Source organism: Rathayibacter sp. Leaf248, from assembly GCF_920939495.1.
GTDB lineage: Bacteria > Actinomycetota > Actinomycetes > Actinomycetales > Microbacteriaceae > Rathayibacter > Rathayibacter caricis.
In genome coordinates this window covers 2,147,000-2,166,168 of sequence record NZ_CAKLAV010000001.1, presented here as the reverse complement: position 1 = coordinate 2,166,168, position 19,169 = coordinate 2,147,000, and the positions used below count along the sequence as shown (strand labels likewise).

Genomic DNA, 19,169 nt, shown 5'->3' with positions numbered 1-19,169 from the left:
CCACTGACGGGGGGTCGGGGGCGACGTCGTCCTCTGCTGGTCGCGGCCCTATCCAGTCCCGTGTGCTCGGGGCGGTGGTGGATCTCGATACGGCCGCTGCGCGCCCTACTCGATCAGCGGGGTGGGGGTCCTGCGGGGCTCTCGATCAGCGGGGTGGGGGCGCCTCCCCTTGCTGGTCGAGTAGCCCCGGAGGGGCGTGTCGAGACCCGCGTGTCCGGGAGTGGGGGGATCTCGATACGGCCGCTGTGCGGCCTACTCGATCAGCAGGGAGGGGGTCCTGCGGGCCTTCGATCAGCAGGGAGGGGGTCCTGCGGGCCTCCGATCAGCAGGGAGGGGGTCCTGCGGGCCTTCGATCAGCAGGGAGCGGTCCCTGCAGGCCTTCTCGATCAGCGGCGGGGAGGGCGGGAGGGGGCGGCCCTCCCGCCCGCCCGTCACTCGAAGAGCGAGAGGGTGAGGACGGAGTCGTACTGCCCGGCTCCGACCGTGGGCAGGGTCTTCAGGGTCAGCTCGGCGTTCGCGGTCCAGCTGCCCTCCTCGGCGACGGCGGCCGAGTCGTCGGTCTTGGCCAGGAGCTCCTGGTCGACGAGTCCTACTCCGTTGACGCCCCCGTCGAGTGCCGGGTCGACGACGTCGCCCTCGGAGACGAGACCGGACTCGCCGCCGTCGAGGAGCGCGGGAGCCCAGCCCAGGTTCTCGGCTCCGATCGTCCCGCCGGTGGTGCTGGTGAAGTCGCTCGCCGACCCGAGGACGTACCAGCCGGCCTCCTCGGGGATGTCGGCGGGATCGCGGGTGTCGGTCACCGTGACGGTGGGCAGGGTGCCGGTGAAGCGGCGGGTTCCGGCGTCCGATCCGTTCTCGGCCAGGACCGTCGACGTGCCGGCGACGGTCATCGAGAGCGCACCGGAGGTGAGCGGGGAGATGTCGACGGTGACGTCGACGGCGTCGGCGCCGATCTCGATCTCATCAGCGGCTGCGGTGCCGGCGACGCCGAGGACGAGCAGTCCTCCGGCCAGGCCGGCGACTCCGCGGATCAGGAGGGAGCGGTGGGTCATTCGTGGTTTCTCCGTTCATCGCGCCGGCGTCGTCGCCGGCAGGAGCAGGGTGGTGGGAGCGGCGGGGTGGGACGCCTCCGAGAGGCGCCCCACCCCGCCGGGGGCGGCTAGCGGCAGGTCGCTGCCGCGTAGGCCGCCGTCCGCTTGTCCGTGACCTTCGCGCCACCGATGACACCCGACGAGTCGACCGTCACGGAGCCCGCCTGCACGGACGCCTGGCGCGTCGTGAAGGAGCTCGTGGCGTTCTTGCCCGGGGCGACGGCCGTGAAGGACTTGGTGCCGAAGGCCGACGTCATCACGACGTCGATCGGCGCGGACCCTGTGTTCTTGGCCGTGGTCGTCAGCACGACCTTCCCGGCGATGCACCGCGTGGTGGACGAGGTCTCGACCGACAGCTTCGCGGTGGACGCCACGAGGGGCGTCACCGAGATCTTGTCGATGTTCGGCGCGTACTGCGACACGAGCTGGACGCCGGGGAAGGTGTCCGACAGGTACGTCGTTCCGTCGAAGCCGGGCAGCTCCTTCGAGGTGATCTCGATGACGTTCGCGCCCTTCCTCAGCGTGACGGGCACGCTGAGGTCCCACAGCTGGTTCTGGTGGAACGTGTGCGGGAAGAGGACGCGCTGCGTGACTCCGTTGACCGTGATGTCCGCGTGGCGGGCGATCGGGTCGGGGTTGTAGTGCGTCGCGGGGGACTGCTCCTCGTTGGAGTAGCGCAGCGTCAGGGCGTAGGAGCCGTCGGCAGCCGCCTGCACGTCGCCGAAGACGACCTTCGACGCTCCGTCACGACCGCCGCCGATCTGGCCGACGGCCTTGCCGCCGGAGGCCAGCGACAGGTCGCGGACGACTGCCGGACCGGTGATGGTCGCCGCCTCCGCTTCGTACGACGTGGTCGGCTGGGGCGCGACGGCCTTGCCGATCACGACGCGGTCGACGAGGAGCGTGCCGCCGGTGCCGACGACCTCGATCTTGTTCACGCCGCCCGAGAGGAAGACCTGCTGCGTGCTGCTGGCGCTCACCGCTCCGATCTTCACGCCGTTGACCCAGAGGTCACCGGTGCCGCCGCCGAGGGTGTCGACGGTGACCGCGGAGGGCGCGTCCTTCGCGCTGTACGCCCAGACGACGCTGCTCGCGCCGGTGGTGAGCTTCGCGGTGCCGGAGCCCGAGACGCCGGTGCGGGAGTAGTCGGTGGTCGCGCCCTTGTCGAGGGTGCCCGTCTCCGACTCGTAGATCGTCGAGGCGGCCGTGGCGCTGGCCAGCGAGAGCTCGATCTTGTCGACGATCCCGTCGCCGATCGTGCCCTTGGTCCCGGCGAGGTTCCTGGCCGAGAGGCTGATCGTGTGGGTGCCGGCGGTGAGCGTCACCTTCGTGTCCACGTGGTCCCAGACGACGAACTTGTAGGCGAGGGGGAGGTAGATCTCCTGCTCGGCTGCTCCGTCGACGGTGAGGAACGTGTTGATGGGCCCCTGCTGAGCGTTGGCCGCGTAGGTGTTCTGGGAGTTCCCGAAGACGCTGAGGTCGTACTCGCCGTCCTTGGGGACCGTGACCTGGAAGTTCACCTTCAGGTCGCCACCGGTGCGGAAACCGCCGATGTTGCGCTCTCCGGAGGTGTAGAAGCCGCCGACGTTGCTCGGCGAGCCCTCCGGTCCGTTGAGGATGCGGGTGCCGGTGTACGGCGCGCTCTCCGCCTCGTACTTCTGTCGGAAGTCGACAGGGGAGGACGAGGAGGCGGTGGCGTTGGCGCCGGGTGTGAGGATGACCTCGTACGCGGAGTCGACGTCGAGCGCGGGGAGCGAGCCGCCGAAGTCGAGCGCGACGCTGCCGTCGACGGGTGCGACGTCGAACTCCTTCACGGTCTGCGGTGCACCGGAGTCGCCGACCTGGCCGGTCCAGCGGATCTCGTTGACCTTGACGTGCACCTTCGACCCGAAGGTCGCGGCCGGCACCCGGTCGAAGACGACCGGTGCGGAGCCACTGGCGCCGCCGAAGACGGCGCGAGCTTGCTTGAGCTCGGTGTCGAGGGTCGCGACTCCCTGGAGGCTGTAGCTCTCCCCGGGCTTGGGCGGGTTCACCTGCACGGTGTCGCCGCTCATCTGGGTGTAGCTGTTCAGCAGCCACCACTGCCCGTTGGCGCGGTTGGCCTGGACGGCGGAGTCGCTGAGGTTGCCGTCGATGTTCCAGTAGGCGATGTCGCCGTCGACCTTCTTGTCCTCGAGCGCACTGATCCACTGGATCATCTGCCCGGGAACGGAGGTGTGGTAGTTATGGGCGTACTCGTTGAGGTTGATGGGGAGGTGCTTCCCGGCATACTCGGTGCCGGCGAAGATGGTGTCCTCCCAGCCGCGGTAGCGGTCGACGCTGGCGCGGATCTGGCCGGGGTTACTGAGTTCGTGCCAGGTCATGACCTCGGGCACGGTGTCGTTCTCGACCGTGTGCTCGAGGAAGCCCTGGATCTGGTTGTAGAGGACGCTCGTGTTCGGTCCGGCGATGCGCGCGTCGGGGATCTTGCTCTTGATCAGCGCGTGGACGCGGTCCCAGGCCGCGAAGAAGGCGGTGGGGTCGTCGAGCCAGCTCCGCCCGTTGTAGCCCCACTCGTTGCCGCTGAACATGTTGCCCTCGGGCTCGTTGAACGGGACGAAGACGACGTTGTCCTGGTACTCGGCCGGTTCGGCGAGGACCTGGTCGACCTGCGTGGCGATCTTGGCGAGGTAGTCGTTGAGCCGCTCCTCACCGGTGTTGCCGGGCCACTGGTAGGGGAAGCCGCGGTAGATGTCGGTCATGTAGATGTAGGTGTCACCGTCCGAGGAATCGGTGACGGCGCGGTTGACGGAGAGCGCGTCGGCTCCGGGGTGCTGCGGGCCGTCCTGCGCCTTCGTCGAGACCGTCCGCAGATCGATCCCCTCGAGCAGGTTCTTGGACGGAAGACCCTCGCCGTACACGCCGTAGAGCGTTCCGGACGCGCCGCCCATGAAGGCGCCGGTGGTCTTCCCGAGGTCGATGTTGAACTCACCGGCCAGCCGCACGGCGACGGTCGCGGTGACGGCTTCACCGGTCTCGGTCACCGTTCCCTTGACCGTGAAGCCGCCTCGAGCGGCGTACGCCGAGGCGGGGATCGCGTCCCAGGTCACGGCGGCCTCGCGTTCGATACCGTCGGAGAATTGCGCGCGGACGCCGGGCAGCACGGGTGCCACGCCGACAGCGGTCGTCGCGGTGGCGGTCGTCGAGAGGAGACTCGTGACCGTCGGGATAGTGCCTCCGACGAGGCCGCGGATCTGGTCGGCGTTCAGCGCCCGGTCGTAGACGCGAAAATCGTCGATCGCGCCGTCGTAGTAGGGGTGGACGTTCCACAGTGCGCGGCCGATGTTGCCGCTCTTCGAGGCGGAGGTGGAGTGCAGCTGTGCGGCGAGATCGACCGAGGCGGCCGCCGTGGCGACCTGGAGGCCGTTGACGTACAGGACGACAGTGGCGCCGTCCATCGTCGCCGTGACGTTGATCCACTGGTCCTTCTGCAGGGGCGAGTCGCTCGACACTCCGCCCTCGCCGCCGCCACGGAGCTGCTTGATGATCGCGCGAGCGCTCGCGTCGCCGTCGAGGAAGGACGGCGAGAACGCCGAGGCCGCGTCGGGGCTGATGCCCAGGCACCACAGCCACTGGAAGCCGCCGGTACCGGACCACTTGGTCCAGGCGGACACCGTGGTCGCGGTGACGCCCTGGAACAGGCCGTTGGGCACGGTGAGGTACGGCGCGGTCGTCGAGTTCGCCGCGCCACCGGGGAGGTCGATCGCCGTGGTGCCGGCGGTGCGGCCCTCGACGTAGGTGGCGCCGGCGCTGTTCACGACGGTGCCGTTCAGCTTCTTGGAGCCCTGGTCGGTGACGGTGGCGCCGTTCACCTGACCCTGTTCGAAGTCGTACTTCAGCAGCAGCGCGTCGGCGGGGATGGAGGTGTCGGCCGCAACGGCGGTCGGTGCGCTCGGGAGAGCGACGGCGAGAGCGGCGATGGTCGCTGCGCTCAGGGAGAGGGCGAGCGTGCGTGCTCCGCGTCTCCGGGGGGACATCGTTGTCACAGTGATCACTTTCTGTGCGAGGGGCCGGTCGGCCAGCGGGTGTTCCCACTGATCGCGAGTCGAGAGCGTCTCTGCTTCGAACCGGTTCGATGACCGTACGATCGAACGCTGTCGACGCACAAGAGCGCCGACGAACTCGCTCGAGTCCCCGTGGGGGCTCAGCCGACGAGGGTCGGGTAGCCGGCGCCGCACCCGAAGACGGGGATCCGGTGCAGCGGAGCATCGACCTCGACGACCCGTCCGCCCTCGTAGGAGATCCCCGTCCAGAGCTCGGTCCAGCGCGCACCGTGAGGCAGATAGACCGAACGTCGCCGAGCCCCGGCCTCGAGGACCGGAGCGACGAGGAGGTCCGGTCCGAAGAGGAACTCGTCCGCCGTCGTCCAGGCGCGAGGGTCCTCGGGGAACCCGTGGAAGAGCCCGCGGAGCACGGGCTGCCCGCCGGTGTGCGCCTCGTCGAACACGGCCCGGGTGTACGGGCGCAGCCGCTCGCGGATCGCCAGATGCTCGGTGAGGATCCCGGTGGCCTCGTCCCCGAAGCTCCAGATCTCGTTCGCCCCACCGGACGGACTGCGTCGGCTGCCGTCCGCCGCCGCGACCTGCTCGGTGGGCCGCCGATCGCCGTGCAGGCGCATCACGGGGCAGAAGGTCGCGAACTGGAACCAGCGGATGAGCAGCTCGCGGAACGCCGGATCGTCCGGGTCCCCGCCGTGGAAGCCGCCGATGTCGGTCGTGAACCACGGGATCCCGGCGGCGCCCACGTGGATCGCCGCGGTGATCTGCCGGCGGAGATCCGCGAAGGTCGTGCCGATGTCGCCCGACCAGACGAGGGCTCCGTAGCGCTGGCTCCCGGCCCAGGCGCAGCGGACGAGGTTCACGACCCCCTCCTGCCCGGCCGCCCGCTGGCCCTCGAAGAAGGCCCGAGAGAAGCGCTGCGGGTAGATGTTCCCGGTCTCCAGCGCGGACCCGGAGTGGAAGCGGTAGTTGTCGTGGTCGTAGACCGCGTACTCCGGCTCGGCCTCGTCGAGCCAGAAGAGACGGATGCCGAGGTCGTGGTAGTTGCGCTTGCAGAGCTCCCAGAGCCGATCCGCCGCCTCCGGGTTCGTGACGTCGCGGAACATGCTGGGGCCCTCGAACGACATCTGCACGTCCGGCCCCCGGAGCGCGGTCGCGAGGAGGTTCCTCTGCCGGAACTCGGCGAAGTTCTCGGACTCCACCGACACCTGGGGCCAGACCGACACCATGAGCTCGATGCCGAGTTCGTTCAGCTCGGCGACCATGGCGGCGGGATCGGGCCAGAACTCCTCCTCGAAGCGGAAGTCGCCCATCCGGGGCCAGTGGAAGAAGTCGGCCACGATGACGTCCATGGGCAGGCCTCGTCGGCGGTGCTCGCGGGCGACCGAGAGCAGCTGCTCCTGGTTCCAGTACCGCAGCTTGCACTGCCAGAAGCCGAGGCCGTACTCGGGCATCTCGGGGGAGGCTCCGGTCGCCCGGGCGTACGAGCGGGTGATGTCGGCCGGGGTGCGTCCGGCGGTGATCCAGTAGTCGATCTGCCGAGTGGCCGCCGCATGCCATTCCGTGCGGTTCGTCGCGAACACGGCGCGGCCGACGGAGGGGTCGTGCCAGAGGAATCCGTAGCCGCGGCTGGAGAGGACGAAGGGCACCGACGCCTGGGAGTTGCGGTGCGCGAGTTCCAGCGTCGCGCCCTTGAGGTCGATGAGGTCCTGCTGGTAGACGCCCATGCCGACGAGGTGCTCGCCGGCGGGCGGATCGAAGCTCATCGTCGCCGGACCGGCTCCGTGCGCGGTCGGCCGGTGGTCGCGGGCGCGGAGCTTCAGCGACCCTCCCGACGAGAGCTCCGAGAGGAGCTCGCGACCGTCGGCATCGCTGTAGGAGACCCGGCACGCGAAGACGTCGTGCCCGAGCTGGAGATCGAGCACGTGCTCCTCGGTCAGAGTCGCGACGAGCCGGCCGACGCGCAGAGTCGCCGTGCGCCCGTCGATGACGAGGGTCGACTCGGCGTCCTCGGGGGGCAGCAGCGCCCAGTCGGTGTCGAGGACCGGACCGAGCGGGACGCTCCTCGCCCGGATGCTGTCCGGCCCCAGGGCTGCAGCAGCAGCGTCTCGCCGTTCCCGGTCCACGCCACACCGTCGCCCTCCCGCCGGAAGCCGCTGAGCGCCGGGGCTTCGGAGGCGCTCACTCCGCGGATCCGGCCGGGGCGGGAGATTCGCGGGCGAGCAGGAGGTAGACGCTCGCGGTCCAGGTGTAGGCGCGGTCGCGCAGTCCCTCGCCGGTGAGGGCGTCGAAGTTCTCGGCGAAGCCGCTGCGCTCGCACAGGCGCCGGAAGCGGGCGGAGACGTCGTCGGCCAGGTCGTCCCGGCCCGCCCGGCGCAGCCCGTCGACGAGGAGGAACGTGGACGGCGCCCAGATCGGTCCGCGCCAGTACCCGTCCGGCTCGTAGTGGGGTGAGCTCGGCGCCTCGGTCGCCGGCCCCCACTCGGTGAGGTGCGGGGCGAGCGACTCGAGCATCGTCGCGATCATCTCGTCCGTGAGCTCCTCGGCGGCGAGGAGGGGGAGGAGGTTCAGCAGGCTCGTCGTCGTGGCGGTGCGGCCGTGGAGCGGCGAGCGTCCTGCCAGTGCCGTGCCGTCCCACATCCCACGCAACTCCTCAGCGAGCACGCACCGGCTCTCGCGCCATGCGGAGCTCGGCAGCCCCAGCTCGTCGGCGAGACCCGCGACGACCTCGAGCTGGAGGAGCAGGAACGCGGTGAGATCGGGCGACTCGACGACGCGGTCGCGATCGAAGCTCGTCGAGTTGTCCCAGCCGGAGTCGTTGCCGTGCTGGTAGTAGGGAGCGACGCGACCGGGAGCGGTGCGGTGGTCGAGCCAGAAGAGCGACCAGCTCGCGAGCCGGTCGTGCACCTCGCGCAGCTTCTCCGTGGTCAGCGGCTCGAGGGACGAGCGCATCCTCGCGAAGGCCCAGCCGTGGATCGGCGGCTTGACGTAGTTGTAGAGCACCTCCGAGTGCGCGATCGAGTCCGGCAGCGCGCCCTCGGGCGTCTGGTGGTCGAACGGGAGGAGGAACTGCCCGAGCGCCTCCTCCGGAGCGCCCTCGGCGAGGGCGAGGGCGTTGAAGCAGTGGTCCCAGCTCCAGAGCTTGTCCATCCAGTGCTTCGACATCAGGATCGCCTCGCGCCCGAGGAACCCGGCCGGAGCGACGGTCGCCGACCAGAGGACGTAGGCGGCGAGGGCCGCCGCCGGTGCGCGGTCGTCCCGCCAGCCGGCGATCGCGTCGAGGTAGGCCTCGAAGCGATCGTCCGCCTCCCGCAGCGCCTCGTCGAAGCCGGTGCCGAGCTCGAGCGGAGGAGCGGCCGTCGCGAACTCCTCCACGGCGATCTCCCAGCGGTCGCCGGAGATCGTCAGGGACCGCTCGCCCGCGCCGAGAGCCTCGGACCCCGTGGCGCGGACGGCCCCGGCGAGCACGGTGACGCGGTAGCGGCGCCCGGTCTCGTACGAGGTGAAGGTGAAGGCGCCGGACATCGGGTCCTCGTAGAGGAAGGTCCCGGTGAAGGGCGTCAGCTCGCTCGCCGCGTCGGTGAGGGTCAGCTCCGAGCCGGTCCCGGCGAACCGGAGGACGTCGGGCCCGTCGAACAGCGCCCGCACCCGCGCGCCGTCTCCGCTCCAAGTCAGCACCGAGCTGTCGGCCGAGGGGCTCAGCCGCTCGCCGGAAGCGCTCCGCGCCTCCAGTCGGAGGACGGCCGTCATCCGGGTCCGGTGCGAGACCAGGTGGAGGTCGTCCACGATCCGGTGCAGGCCGATCACGGGCGAGACGTCCATCCAGGCGCCGCGGGTGCTGAAAGGGATCTCGCGGATGTCGAAGGGGATGCGGGTGGTCATGTCGTGCCTTTCGAGAGCGGAGGAGAGGAGTCAGTCCTTGACGGCGCCGGCGGTGACTCCGGCCGACACGTAGCGCTGGGCGACGATGAGCAGCACCGCCGCGGGGACGGAGGCGACGACGGCGGTCGCCATGATCGCGTTCCACTCCTGGTTGTTGTTGCCGATGTAGGCGTAGATGCCGAGCGTGATCGGCCGCAGGTCGCCTCCGCTGTTCAGCGTCGACGCGAAGATGAAGTCGGACCACGCCCAGAGGAACGCGAAGAGCGACACCGTGACGGCGGAGTTGCGGCTGACGGGCAGCACGACCGAGCGGAAGGTCCGCCACTGCGAGGCGCCGTCGATCTTCGCGGCGTTGAGCAGCTCGTCGGGGATGCCCTGCATGAACGCCGAGAAGATCAGGACCGCGAACGGCACGGCGATGGTCGAGTCGGCGATGATCAGCCCGAGCAGGCTGTTGAGGATGCCCAGGTTGAGGTAGATGGCGTAGAAGCCCATCGCCATGATGATCGCCGGGATCATCTGCGCGATCAGCAGCACGAAGTTCAGCACCCCGGTGCCGCGCGGGCGCAGCTTCGCGAGCGCGTAGGCGGCCGGAGCCGAGATCGCCAGGGTGAGGGCCACCGTGCCGAGCCCGATGATCAGGCTGGTGCCGAGGAACGGCAGCTGCTGGCGCAGCACCGCCTCGTAGCCGACGAAGGTCGGGTCGAGCGGGAGCAGGCTCGGCGGGCGCTTGCGCATGTCGCCGGTCTTGGTGAGCGAGACGACGATCATCCAGTAGACGGGGAAGAGCATGATCGCGGTGAAGAGGACGCCCAGGGCGGTCCTCCACCAGCTGCGGGCGGCGGTCACGAGTTCTCCTGGCGGCTCTGGACGCGGATGTAGACGAGGCCGAACACGAGGGCCAGCAGGATGAGCAGGTTGCCCACCGCGGCGGCCGGTCCGAAGTCGGGGAGGGTGGATCCGAAGCCGAGCTGGTAGGTCCAGGTGGCGAGCGTGGTCGAGGAGCCGGCCGGGCCGCCCTTGGTCATGATCCAGATGATGTCGAAGACCTTCAGCGTGTAGACCAGGCCCAGCAGCACGGTGATCGCCGAGACGGGCCGCAGCAGCGGCACGGTGATCAGCATCAGCTTCTGCCACGCGTTCGCGCCGTCGAGCGCGGCGGCCTCGTAGATGTCGGTCGAGATCCCCTGCAGACCCGAGTAGAGGATCACCAGGTTGAACGGGATGCCGATCCAGATGTTCGCGATGATCACCGCGGTGAGGGCGACGTCGGGGTCGGTCAGCCAGTTGATCTGCGGGCCGCCGATGGCCTGCAGGAAGGCGTTCACGATCCCGGAGTCGCTGTTCAGCATCCAGGACCAGGTCGACGCCGAGACGATCAGCGGCAGCAGCCACGGCACGAGGAAGAGCGCTCTGAGAATTCCCGAGAGGCGGAAGCCGCTGTAGAAGAAGACCGCGAGCGCGAAGCCGATGACGTACTGGAACACGATCGACGCCAGGACGAAGACCGCCGTGTGCGAGACGGCGGGCAGGAACGTCGCCGAGGTGAAGACGTCGAGGTAGTTGTCGACGCCGACGAACGGGGCGCCGCCCTGGACGAAGCTGCGCACGGTGTAGCCGCGGACGCTCAACTCGAGATTGCGGAACAGCGGATACGCGTAGAAGACGGCCAGGTAGACCAGCAGTGGCGCGAGGAACGCGAGGGCGGCCCAGCGCTCCGGCGACGGTCCGCGTCGCGGGGAGCGGCGCTCGCTCCTCACGGAGGACGGAGGGCGGGTGGCCGGTGCGGGACTCGGCGCGATGGGGGTGGTCGTCATGACTGCCTCTCGTCGGCCGGGCCTCCCGCGAGGTGCGGGAGGCCCGGCTGCTCGGTCGCTCTACTCGGTGGCGGAGGCCGCGGCGTCCTGCGCGGCCTTCAGGGCGTCCTCGGGGCTGGAGCTGCCCGTGATGGAGCTCTGCACCGCGGTCCAGAGCTGCTCGGAGATGAGCGGGTAGTCGGTGCCCAGGTTGTCGCCGGTGCGGCCCTGCGCGGCACCGACCGCGTCGATCCACGGCTGCAGCGTCGCGTCCTCGGCGAGCTGCGCCTCCTGCGCGTCGGTGGTGGGAGCGACGTAGTTCAGGGCGTTGTCGGTGCCGACGATGTTCTCGGTGTCGGTCATGCACGACGCGATCTGCGCCGAGACCTCGTAGCGGGAGTCGTCCGACTGGACGGGCAGGCTGAGGAACTCGCCGCCGGTGGGAGCGGCGGCGTTCCCGCCGTCCTTCGCGGGGATCGGCAGGACCTCGTAGCCGGCCTCGGCCGCGGACGCCTTCTGCCAGGTGCCGTTCTCGGCGAACGCGACGTTGCCGGCCTGGAACTCCTGCCAGCTCGTCGTCTGGGTGTTGTTGATGACGGAGTTGGGCGCGTAGCCCCTCTCGATCCAGTCGGTCCAGAGCGCGAGGGCCGAGACCGCGTCGTCGCTCGAGAGGTCGGTCAGCTCGGCGCCCGATCCCCAGAACCACGGCAGGAACTGGAACGAGCCCTCCTCGGTGCCGACCGCCGAGAACGTGATGCCCGTGTCCCCGGTCGCCGCGACCTTCTCGAGCGCCGCGGTCAGCGAGGCCCAGTCGGTCACGGAGGCTATGTCGACGCCCGCCTTCTCGAGCACGGCGGGGTTGTAGTAGAGCGCGAGGGTGTTCGCGCCGATCGGGACGCCGAAGGTGTCGCCGTCGATCTGACCGGCCGAGAGGATGTTCTCGGCGAAGCCGTCGGTGCTGAGGCCGCTCTCGTCGGTCGACGTCAGGACGCCGGCCTCGGCGAGCGTGGAGACGACCGGGTTGTCGATCAGCAGCAGGTCGGGGGAGTTGTCCTGCTGACCCGCGAGGAGTGCTTTGTTGGTGAGATCGGACGTGTCGTACGCCGTCCGCTCGATGGTGACACCGGCGTCGGCGGCACAGGCGTCGATGACCTTCGCCCAGTCCGAGGACGCGTCGTACTGGGGGTACGGGTCCCACCAGGTGTAGGCGCCGCCGGCGGCGTCGGTGGACTCGCCTCCGGTGGAGGCCGAGCAGCTCGCGAGAGCGAGCGTCGAGAGGGCGGCGACGGCGAGTGCGGTGCCGGCGCGGGTGGACTTCCTGGTGATCACAAGATCCTCCTTGATGTCGTGAGTGCTGTGTGGGGGAGTGGCTCGGGTTCGAACCGGTTCGACGAATGATCGACGAGAACAGGGGACCGGGCGGTGCCGGGTCAGAGGGCGACGGCGCTCCCGCGGTCGACGAGTCGGGCGTCGAGGAGGCGGATCGCCGGGGCATCCGCGCGTTCCGGATGCTCGATGCGGTCGACGAGGCGCTCGACGACCTGTGCGCCGAGCTCGGTGGGACCCGTCTCGACGAACGTGTAGGGGAGCGAGAAGTCCCGGGCGAACTCGCCCGAGTACAGGCTCACGACCGAGAGCTGCCCGGGGACGGAGATGCCGCGACGACCGAGGATCGAGGGGAGCATCGCGACCGCGCGGTCGCTGTGCACGATGAGCGCTGTGAGATCGGGGTTCTCGTCGAGGAACGTGTTGACCATCGGCTCCATCGCCGCGGCCGTCGTCTCGGACGCCCGGATGCTCAGCTCCACGTTCCGAGCGGCGGCGGTCTCGACAGCGGCGTCGCGGAAGCGGACGCCGTAGGTGCCGCCGCGCTCGAAGACGTGGATCGGGGGCGTGATCAGACCGACCCGTCGGTGGCCGAGCGCGGCCAGGTGCTCGACGAGCAGGCGACCCGCGTCCCGGAAGTCGAGGTCGAAGACGTCCACGCCGGCCGCGTCCTGGGGGACTCCGATGGCGGCGCCGGGCTGACGGGCCGCCGTCAGCGCGGGGAGGCGGTCGTCCTGGGTCGAGACGCTGAGCAGGATCACTCCGTCGACCATCTCGGAGCTCGTGACGCGGGTGAGGGCGGCGGCACCGTCGGGCTCGGTGGCCATCAGGATGTCGTAGCCGAGCTCGCGGGCGCGGGTCGTGATCGGGAGGATGTACTCCATCATCGCCGGGGCGAACTCGTCCGGATCGAAGTGGACGAGGAGGCCGAGGGCCATCGTCCTGCGCGTGGCCAGGGCGCGGGCGCCGGCGTTGACCGTGAAGTCGAGGTCGCGGATCGCGTCCTTGATGCGCTGCTGGGTCTCGAGAGAGATGCTCCGCTTGCCCGAGAGTGCGTACGAGACGGTGCTGCGCGAGACGCCGGCCGCTTTCGCGACATCGCCGATCGTGGCCATGTCCACCTCCTCGTGTTCGAACCGGTTCGACTATGGCAGACGTCGGGAACTCCTGCAAGCGGACGGCTCGAGGAGCCGCGCGCCCGCTACTCCGCCCGCGGCCACTCGCTCGTCAGGTACGCCTCGATGGCCCGGTGCCGGAACCGGTACAGCGTTCCGCGGTCGATGATCCCGCGCACGGTGTCGAGGCGCTGCGCGGTGGTCCCCGCCTCGGTCGGCTTCGAGAGGCCGATCGCCCGGGCGATGCGGGTGAGGGTGCGGTCGCGGGCGGGCATCGACGCCATCGCCTCGAGGAACGCGAGTTCGCGCGGAGGCAGCCGCCCGAGGATGCGCTCGACGTGCGCCGCAGCCTCTCTCTGCGCTCCGCGCCACCCCGCGAGCACCTGCTGCCGGGTGATCGTCGTGCCGGTCCCGGCGTACCAGGCGCTCTCGCCCGCGAGCTGGAACAGGAACGGCTCGCCGCGGCACAGCTCCACGACCGCCGCGACCGCGTCGCTCTCCATGCGGATGCGGGTCGTCCCGCCCCGCTCGTCCGGAACGTCCCAGCCGGGCAGCACGAAATCCTGGAGCGCCGCGACGATGTCGTCGTCGTCGATCGCCGTGAGCACGATCGTCTTGAACCGTCGCGCGAACGTCGCGCCCTTCTGCGCACCGGCCCGGTCCTCGAAGTCGGGGAGGCCGGTCAGGTAGACCGCCAGCGGCAGGAAGCGGGTCACCCGGACGCCTCCGGGCAGCTCGACGGCCACCTCGTGCGTGATCGCGTCGCCGAGGGCGATCAGGAGCTGCGAGAGGGCGCTCTCGTCGACGATGTTCTGCACCTCGTCGAGGTGGATGAGCGCGACCACGTCCTGCGCGATCGCCGCGCGGCCCACTTCGACGAGCAGCTCGGTGAGAGCGGTGTGGGGCTCGGGCCCTTCTCTCCCGCGGAGGGTGAGCGAGATCCCGGACGCGGCGACGGCCTGCACTCGTTCGAGCACGCCGGCGAGCCGCTTCTCACGCGCCGTCGCGAGCCCGGCGGCGTCGGCGAGCACCAGTAGCGCGGCGGCCAGGAGCTTCAGCGGATCGGCGCCCGAGGGGATGCGCAGCTGCGGAGTCACCCAGTCGCCTCCCGCCGCCGCGTCCTGCGCGATGCGCCGCACGAGTGACGACTTGCCCAGTCCCGGCTCGCCGAGGATCGTGCGGCCCCGCTCCGGCAGCCCGCGATGCAGGCGCGGACGGAGGATGTCGCGCCAGTCGCTCAACTGGGCCGTGCGACCCGCCCAGATCTCGGGAACGGTGTCGGAGCCGGGGCTGAAGGGATTGTCGACGGCGTCGCGCATGCTGATAACCTTACCAACTCCCTGAACTTTGATAAAGTTACCGAGGTCGAGCTGCCCACACCTCTTCGAGTGGTGGCGGATGTACTGGGAAGAGACCCGCGCATCCGTGCTGGTCGAGGAGCCCCGCAGCGGCGTCGCGAGACCCACGCCTCAGAGGCTCACCGCCCCGGCGGCGGCCCCGTCGTCGCGCGCTGCACCAGCTGCGTCGGCAGCCGCACGTGCAGCGAGCGCGGCGTCTCGCCCGCCATCAGCGCCGTCAGCATCTCGGCGGCCGTCGAGCCGAGCGTCTGCATCGGCTGCCGGACGGTCGTCAGCGGCGGATCCAGGCGCGACGCCTCCGGGACGTCGTCGAAGCCGACCACCGACAGGTCCCGCGGCACGTCGAGCCCGATCCGCGCCGCGATCTCGATGATCGCGATGGCCGACACGTCGTTCGCGGCGAACACGGCGGTGGGCCGGTCGGGGAGCGACAGCAGTGCCGAGGCGGGCCGGCGCGCAGTGTCGTGCTGGTACAGGCCCACGTGCACGAGCCGCTCGTCGAACGCGATGCCCGCCTCCGACAGCGCGGCGCGGTAGCCGGCCTCGCGCAGGCGCGCGGAGCGGAGGTCCGGACGGCCGGCGACGAAGCCGATCCGCCGGTGCCCGAGCTCGACGAGGTGCCGCGTCGCCTGCAGCGCGCCTCCGTAGCTGTCGGACTCGACCGTGGGCAGGTCGGCCCGCCCGGTGTGCGGGTCGATGGCGACGAGCGGGATGTCCGAGGCCGCGGTGAGGACCGTCGGAGTGACCATGATCGCGCCGTCGATCAGGGTGCCGCTCAGGCGGCTCAGCGAGCGCCGCTCCCAGCCCTCGCCCTCGCCCTGGTGCGAGCCGCTGTAAGCGAGCAGGTCGAAGCGCGACCCGCGCAGCTCGGCGCCCACGCCCTTGAGGATCTCGGCGCTGAACGGCTCGAAATCGGCGACGAGCACGCCGATCACCCCGGTGCGCCGCGAGCGCATGCTGCTCGCGACGAGGCTCGACTCATAGCCCAGCTCGCGTACCACGTCGAGCACGCGCGTGGCCGTCGCGGCGGCGATGCCGTACCGGCCGTTGACCGCCTTCGAGACCGTCGCGACCGAGACGCCGGCCGCAGCGGCGACGTCGTGGATGGTCGGACGGTGACTCACGGGACCGACCGTAGCCCTCCGCGAGGCCGTTTGGAAAATGATTTCGAAAACGTTTGACGGTCCCGCGGAGCAGTACGGAGACTGACCTCGCCCACCGCTGACGCGGAGGGTGCACCTCGGCGCCGCTCTCCCTGGCGGCGCCCACTCGATGAAGAGAACAGGTCGAACGATGAAGTTCAGAAAGATCGCAGTGGCCACCGTCGCCCTGCTCGGCGCGGCCGCGGCACTGAGCGGATGCTCCTCCCAGGAGTCCGGCTCCTCCGACGGCACCGTCTCCATGACCCTCTGGCAGAACTCCACCACGGGCCCCGGCCAGGAGTTCTGGGACAAGACGGTCGCCGACTTCGAGGCCGCGAACCCCGGAGTCACCATCACCCCGCAGGCCATCCAGAACGAGGACCTGGACGGCAAGCTGCAGACCGCGCTCAACTCCGGCGACGCGCCGGACATCTTCCTCCAGCGCGGCGGCGGCAAGATGGCGGCCATGGTCGCCGGCGGCCAGCTGATGGATCTGACCGACAAGATCTCGGACGAGGCCAAGAGCGAGATCACCGAGGGCTCCTTCGGAGCCAACACCCTCGACGACAAGGTCTGGGCGATGCCCGTCGCGGTGCTCCCCGGCGGCGTCTTCTACAGCCAGGACCTCTTCACCGCGGCGGGCATCAGCACCCCGCCGTCGACGCTCGAGGAGCTCGACTCCGCCGTCACCGCCCTCAAGGGCAGCGGCACCCAGGCGATCGCGCTCGGCGGCAAGGACGCCTGGCCCGCCGCGCACTGGTACTACTTCTTCGCGCTCCGCGAGTGCAGCGCCGACACCATGGCCGAGGCGGCCGACTCGAAGGACTTCTCGGACGAGTGCTGGGTCAAGGCCGCCGAGGACCTGCAGACCTTCTCCGAGACCGAGCCGTTCAACGAGGGCTTCCTCACCACCGCCGCCCAGCAGGGCGCCGGCAGCTCGGCGGGCCTGCTCGCCAACCGCCAGGCCGCCATGGAGCTCATGGGCGCCTGGAACCCGGGCGTCATCGCCTCCCTCACCCCCGACGAGAAGCCCCTGCCCGACCTGGGCTGGTTCCCCTTCCCCGAGGTGGACGGCGGAGAGGGCGAGCCCGGCTCGATCATGGGCGGCGTCGACGGCTACTCCTGCTCGGTCGATGCTCCCGCCGAGTGCGTGGACTTCCTGAACTACCTCGCGACCGCCGATGTGCAGAAGGAGTACTACGCCGCCTTCAACGCCCCGCCGGTCAACCAGGTCGCCCAGGAGGCCGTCACCGAGCCGTACCTGCAGGACATCCTGGCCGCCTACAACTCGGCGCCCTACGTGTCGCAGTGGCTCGACACCGTCTACGGCCTCAACGTCGGCAACGCGCTGAACGTCGGAGTCGTCGACCTGCTCGCCGGCAAGAGCGACCCGGAGCAGCTGGTCGAGGCCGTCAACGCCGCTGCGAAGAAGGCGTAACCATGGCGCTTCGCGAGAGCCCGCTCCTCGGAGCGGATGCGCCCCGCGATCGCGAGACCACCGGGGGTGCTGCGGTCGTCGCAGCACCCCCGGTGCGCCGGCGTCGCCGCAGCCTCGGCTGGGCGGGCCGGCTCGAGGTCGCGATCCTGGTCGGCCCCGCGCTGATCGTGTTCCTCGCCTTCGTGATCTTCCCGGTCGTGATGGCGGCCTACTACGGCTTCTTCAGCTGGCAGGGCTACGGAGTGCCGACCGACTTCGTCGGCTTCCGCAACTACCTCACGATCCTCCAGGACCCGACCTTCCACGAGGCGCTGTCCCACAACGGCACGATCGTGATCCTCTCGCTCGTGCTCCAGGGCCCGGCCGCGATCCTGATCGCGCTCCTGCTCAACCGCAAGCTGCGCGGCCAGTCGATCATCCGCGTGCTGATCTTCGTGCCCTACGTCATCTCGGAGGTCGTCGTCGGCACCGGCTGGAGCCTGATGCTCCAGACCCGCGGCGCCGTCAACGGCATGCTCGAGAACATCGGCCTGGGAGCGCTGCAGCAGGACTGGCTGGCGAACCCGGCCATCGCCATGTGGACGCTGATGCTGATCATCACGTGGAAGTACATCGGCTTCGCCGTGATCCTCTTCCTCGCCGGTCTCCAGGGCATCCCCGAGGAGCTGTCCGAGGCCGCGGCCATCGACGGCGCGTCCTACTGGCAGGTCCAGCGGCGCATCACGCTGCCGCTGCTCGCCCCGACGCTGCGCATCTGGGCGTTCCTGTCGATCATCGGCGCCCTGCAGCTGTTCGACCTCGTCTACATCATCTGGGGCCAGTACGTCTCGTCGACCGCCGGCACCTCGACGATGGCGACCTACCTCGTCACCAACGGCCGCAACGCCGGCAACTACGGGTACGGGAACGCCGTCGCGGTCATCCTGTTCCTGATCTCGCTCGTCGTCGCCCTGCTCTACCAGCGCTTCGTGCTGCGGCGGGACACCGAGGGCGCACTCACCGGAGGCAAGCGATGACCACCACGATGACGGCCCCGCCGATCACCCCCGAGACGCGCCGGCCCCTCGCCGTGAAGCGCCGCCGCCCGCCGGTGGGCCGCGGCACGATGATCGCCTACGTCGTCGCGATCGTGGTGATCGCGCTGATGCTCGCCCCGGTCGCCTACATCATCATCGGCGGCTTCCGCACCAACGCGCAGATCACGACCGACCCGGCCGGCTTCCCGTCGCCGTGGAACGTGCAGAACTACATCGACGTCATCACGGGCGGCATCTTCTGGCGCGAGGTGGGCAACTCCGCCATCGCGGCGCTGGCCACCACCCTCGGTGTCGTGGTGCTGGGCCTCATGGCCAGCTACGTCCTCGCCCGATACGACTTCGCGGGCCGCGGAGTGTTCTACGCGCTCTTCGCGGCGGGACTGATGTTCCCGATGACCGTGGCGATCACTCCGCTCTACCTGGTGATCAAGAGCCTCGGCCTGATGAACTCGCTCGCCGGAGTCGTGCTGCCGCAGATCGCGTTCGGCCTGCCGACCACGATCATCATCCTGGTCCCGTTCCTGCGGGCGATCCCGGACGAGATCCAGGAGGCGGCGTTCATCGACGGCTGCAGCCGGATCGGCTTCTTCTTCCGCATGGTCGTGCGCCTGGCGATGCCCGGCGTGATCACCACCGGCATCCTCGCGTTCATCGCGAGCTGGAACAGCTACCTCCTGCCGCTGTTCATCCTCAACGACGAGTCGACCTTCACGCTCCCGCTCGGGGTGCAGGCCTTCTCGTCGCAGTACTCCGTCGACACCGCCAAGGTGCTCGCGTTCGTCTCGCTGTCGATGATCCCCGCGCTCATCTTCTTCAGCGTCTTCGAGCGTCGCATCGTGGGCGGCCTCACCGGGGCGGTGAAGGGATGACCTCCACCCCGCCGTCCGCTTCCAGCAGAGAGGGTCACGCCGTGGCCGAACCGCACGTCTCCTCGGCCCGCGTCGCCG

13 protein-coding genes are annotated in these 19,169 nt (G+C 70.0%); 3 read left to right on the top strand and 10 right to left on the bottom strand.

Annotated elements, in window-relative coordinates:
- Nucleotides 1–431: 431 nt before the first annotated feature.
- The 10 genes from LRG51_RS10390 to LRG51_RS10345 form a co-directional block, all read right to left on the bottom strand.
- Nucleotides 432–1,052 (bottom strand): hypothetical protein, encoded by a 621-nt coding sequence (locus LRG51_RS10390; protein WP_230672660.1) that lies wholly within the window; start codon nucleotides 1,050–1,052, stop codon nucleotides 432–434.
- 107 nt (nucleotides 1,053–1,159) lie between these two features.
- Nucleotides 1,160–5,107 (bottom strand): LamG-like jellyroll fold domain-containing protein, encoded by a 3,948-nt coding sequence (locus tag LRG51_RS10385; RefSeq protein ID WP_230672658.1) that lies wholly within the window; start codon nucleotides 5,105–5,107, stop codon nucleotides 1,160–1,162.
- A 167-nt stretch (nucleotides 5,108–5,274) separates the two neighbouring features.
- Complete coding sequence (locus tag LRG51_RS10380) at nucleotides 5,275–7,254, bottom strand: glycoside hydrolase family 31 protein (RefSeq protein WP_230672656.1); 1,980 nt, start codon at nucleotides 7,252–7,254, stop codon at nucleotides 5,275–5,277.
- A 55-nt stretch (nucleotides 7,255–7,309) separates the two neighbouring features.
- Complete coding sequence (locus LRG51_RS10375) at nucleotides 7,310–9,010, bottom strand: amylo-alpha-1,6-glucosidase (RefSeq protein ID WP_230672653.1); 1,701 nt, start codon at nucleotides 9,008–9,010, stop codon at nucleotides 7,310–7,312.
- Nucleotides 9,011–9,040: 30 nt separating this feature from the next.
- Nucleotides 9,041–9,802 carry a carbohydrate ABC transporter permease gene (locus LRG51_RS10370; protein ID WP_442966663.1) on the bottom strand — a complete coding sequence of 254 codons (762 nt, stop codon included), beginning with the start codon at nucleotides 9,800–9,802 and terminating at the stop codon, nucleotides 9,041–9,043.
- 53 nt (nucleotides 9,803–9,855) lie between these two features.
- Nucleotides 9,856–10,827, bottom strand: coding sequence for a carbohydrate ABC transporter permease (locus LRG51_RS10365; protein ID WP_082480908.1), 972 nt, complete (start codon nucleotides 10,825–10,827; stop codon nucleotides 9,856–9,858).
- A 60-nt stretch (nucleotides 10,828–10,887) separates the two neighbouring features.
- Complete coding sequence (locus LRG51_RS10360; RefSeq protein WP_055785297.1) at nucleotides 10,888–12,135, bottom strand: sugar ABC transporter substrate-binding protein; 1,248 nt, start codon at nucleotides 12,133–12,135, stop codon at nucleotides 10,888–10,890.
- A gap of 101 nt (nucleotides 12,136–12,236) precedes the next feature.
- Nucleotides 12,237–13,247, bottom strand: a complete 1,011-nt coding sequence (locus LRG51_RS10355) for a LacI family DNA-binding transcriptional regulator (protein WP_107574173.1) — start codon at nucleotides 13,245–13,247, stop codon at nucleotides 12,237–12,239.
- 86 nt (nucleotides 13,248–13,333) lie between these two features.
- A complete protein-coding gene (locus tag LRG51_RS10350) occupies nucleotides 13,334–14,566 on the bottom strand; it encodes an ATP-binding protein (protein WP_230672649.1) in 1,233 nt (410 codons plus the stop codon).
- A gap of 158 nt (nucleotides 14,567–14,724) precedes the next feature.
- Nucleotides 14,725–15,729, bottom strand: a complete 1,005-nt coding sequence (locus LRG51_RS10345; protein WP_055785306.1) for a LacI family DNA-binding transcriptional regulator — start codon at nucleotides 15,727–15,729, stop codon at nucleotides 14,725–14,727.
- Nucleotides 15,730–15,898: 169 nt separating this feature from the next.
- Between LRG51_RS10345 and LRG51_RS10340 the strand changes: the two genes are divergently transcribed.
- The 3 genes from LRG51_RS10340 to LRG51_RS10330 are packed head-to-tail and all read left to right on the top strand — an operon-like array spanning nucleotide 15,899 to nucleotide 19,091.
- Nucleotides 15,899–17,185 carry an extracellular solute-binding protein gene (locus tag LRG51_RS10340; RefSeq protein WP_230672647.1) on the top strand — a complete coding sequence of 429 codons (1,287 nt, stop codon included), beginning with the start codon at nucleotides 15,899–15,901 and terminating at the stop codon, nucleotides 17,183–17,185.
- Nucleotides 17,186–17,187: 2 nt separating this feature from the next.
- Nucleotides 17,188–18,201, top strand: a complete 1,014-nt coding sequence (locus tag LRG51_RS10335) for a carbohydrate ABC transporter permease (RefSeq protein ID WP_056866020.1) — start codon at nucleotides 17,188–17,190, stop codon at nucleotides 18,199–18,201.
- Nucleotides 18,198–19,091: a carbohydrate ABC transporter permease gene (locus LRG51_RS10330; RefSeq protein ID WP_442965557.1), complete on the top strand. Its 894-nt coding sequence runs from the start codon at nucleotides 18,198–18,200 to the stop codon at nucleotides 19,089–19,091. The genes LRG51_RS10335 and LRG51_RS10330 overlap by 4 nt, the downstream gene beginning before the upstream one ends.
- The last annotated feature ends 78 nt before the right edge of the window (nucleotides 19,092–19,169 follow it).

Coding starts and splice junctions, on each gene's coding strand:
- LRG51_RS10390 (WP_230672660.1), bottom strand. CDS start 1,052: ATGACCCACCGCTCCCTCCTGATCCGCGGAGTCGCCGGCCTGGCCGGA.
- LRG51_RS10385 (WP_230672658.1), bottom strand. CDS start 5,107: ATGTCCCCCCGGAGACGCGGAGCACGCACGCTCGCCCTCTCCCTGAGC.
- LRG51_RS10375 (WP_230672653.1), bottom strand. CDS start 9,010: ATGACCACCCGCATCCCCTTCGACATCCGCGAGATCCCTTTCAGCACC.
- LRG51_RS10370 (WP_442966663.1), bottom strand. CDS start 9,802: ATGCTCTTCCCCGTCTACTGGATGATCGTCGTCTCGCTCACCAAGACC.
- LRG51_RS10365 (WP_082480908.1), bottom strand. CDS start 10,827: ATGACGACCACCCCCATCGCGCCGAGTCCCGCACCGGCCACCCGCCCT.
- LRG51_RS10355 (WP_107574173.1), bottom strand. CDS start 13,247: ATGGCCACGATCGGCGATGTCGCGAAAGCGGCCGGCGTCTCGCGCAGC.
- LRG51_RS10350 (WP_230672649.1), bottom strand. CDS start 14,566: ATGCGCGACGCCGTCGACAATCCCTTCAGCCCCGGCTCCGACACCGTT.
- LRG51_RS10340 (WP_230672647.1), top strand. CDS start 15,899: ATGAAGTTCAGAAAGATCGCAGTGGCCACCGTCGCCCTGCTCGGCGCG.
- LRG51_RS10335 (WP_056866020.1), top strand. CDS start 17,188: ATGGCGCTTCGCGAGAGCCCGCTCCTCGGAGCGGATGCGCCCCGCGAT.
- LRG51_RS10330 (WP_442965557.1), top strand. CDS start 18,198: ATGACCACCACGATGACGGCCCCGCCGATCACCCCCGAGACGCGCCGG.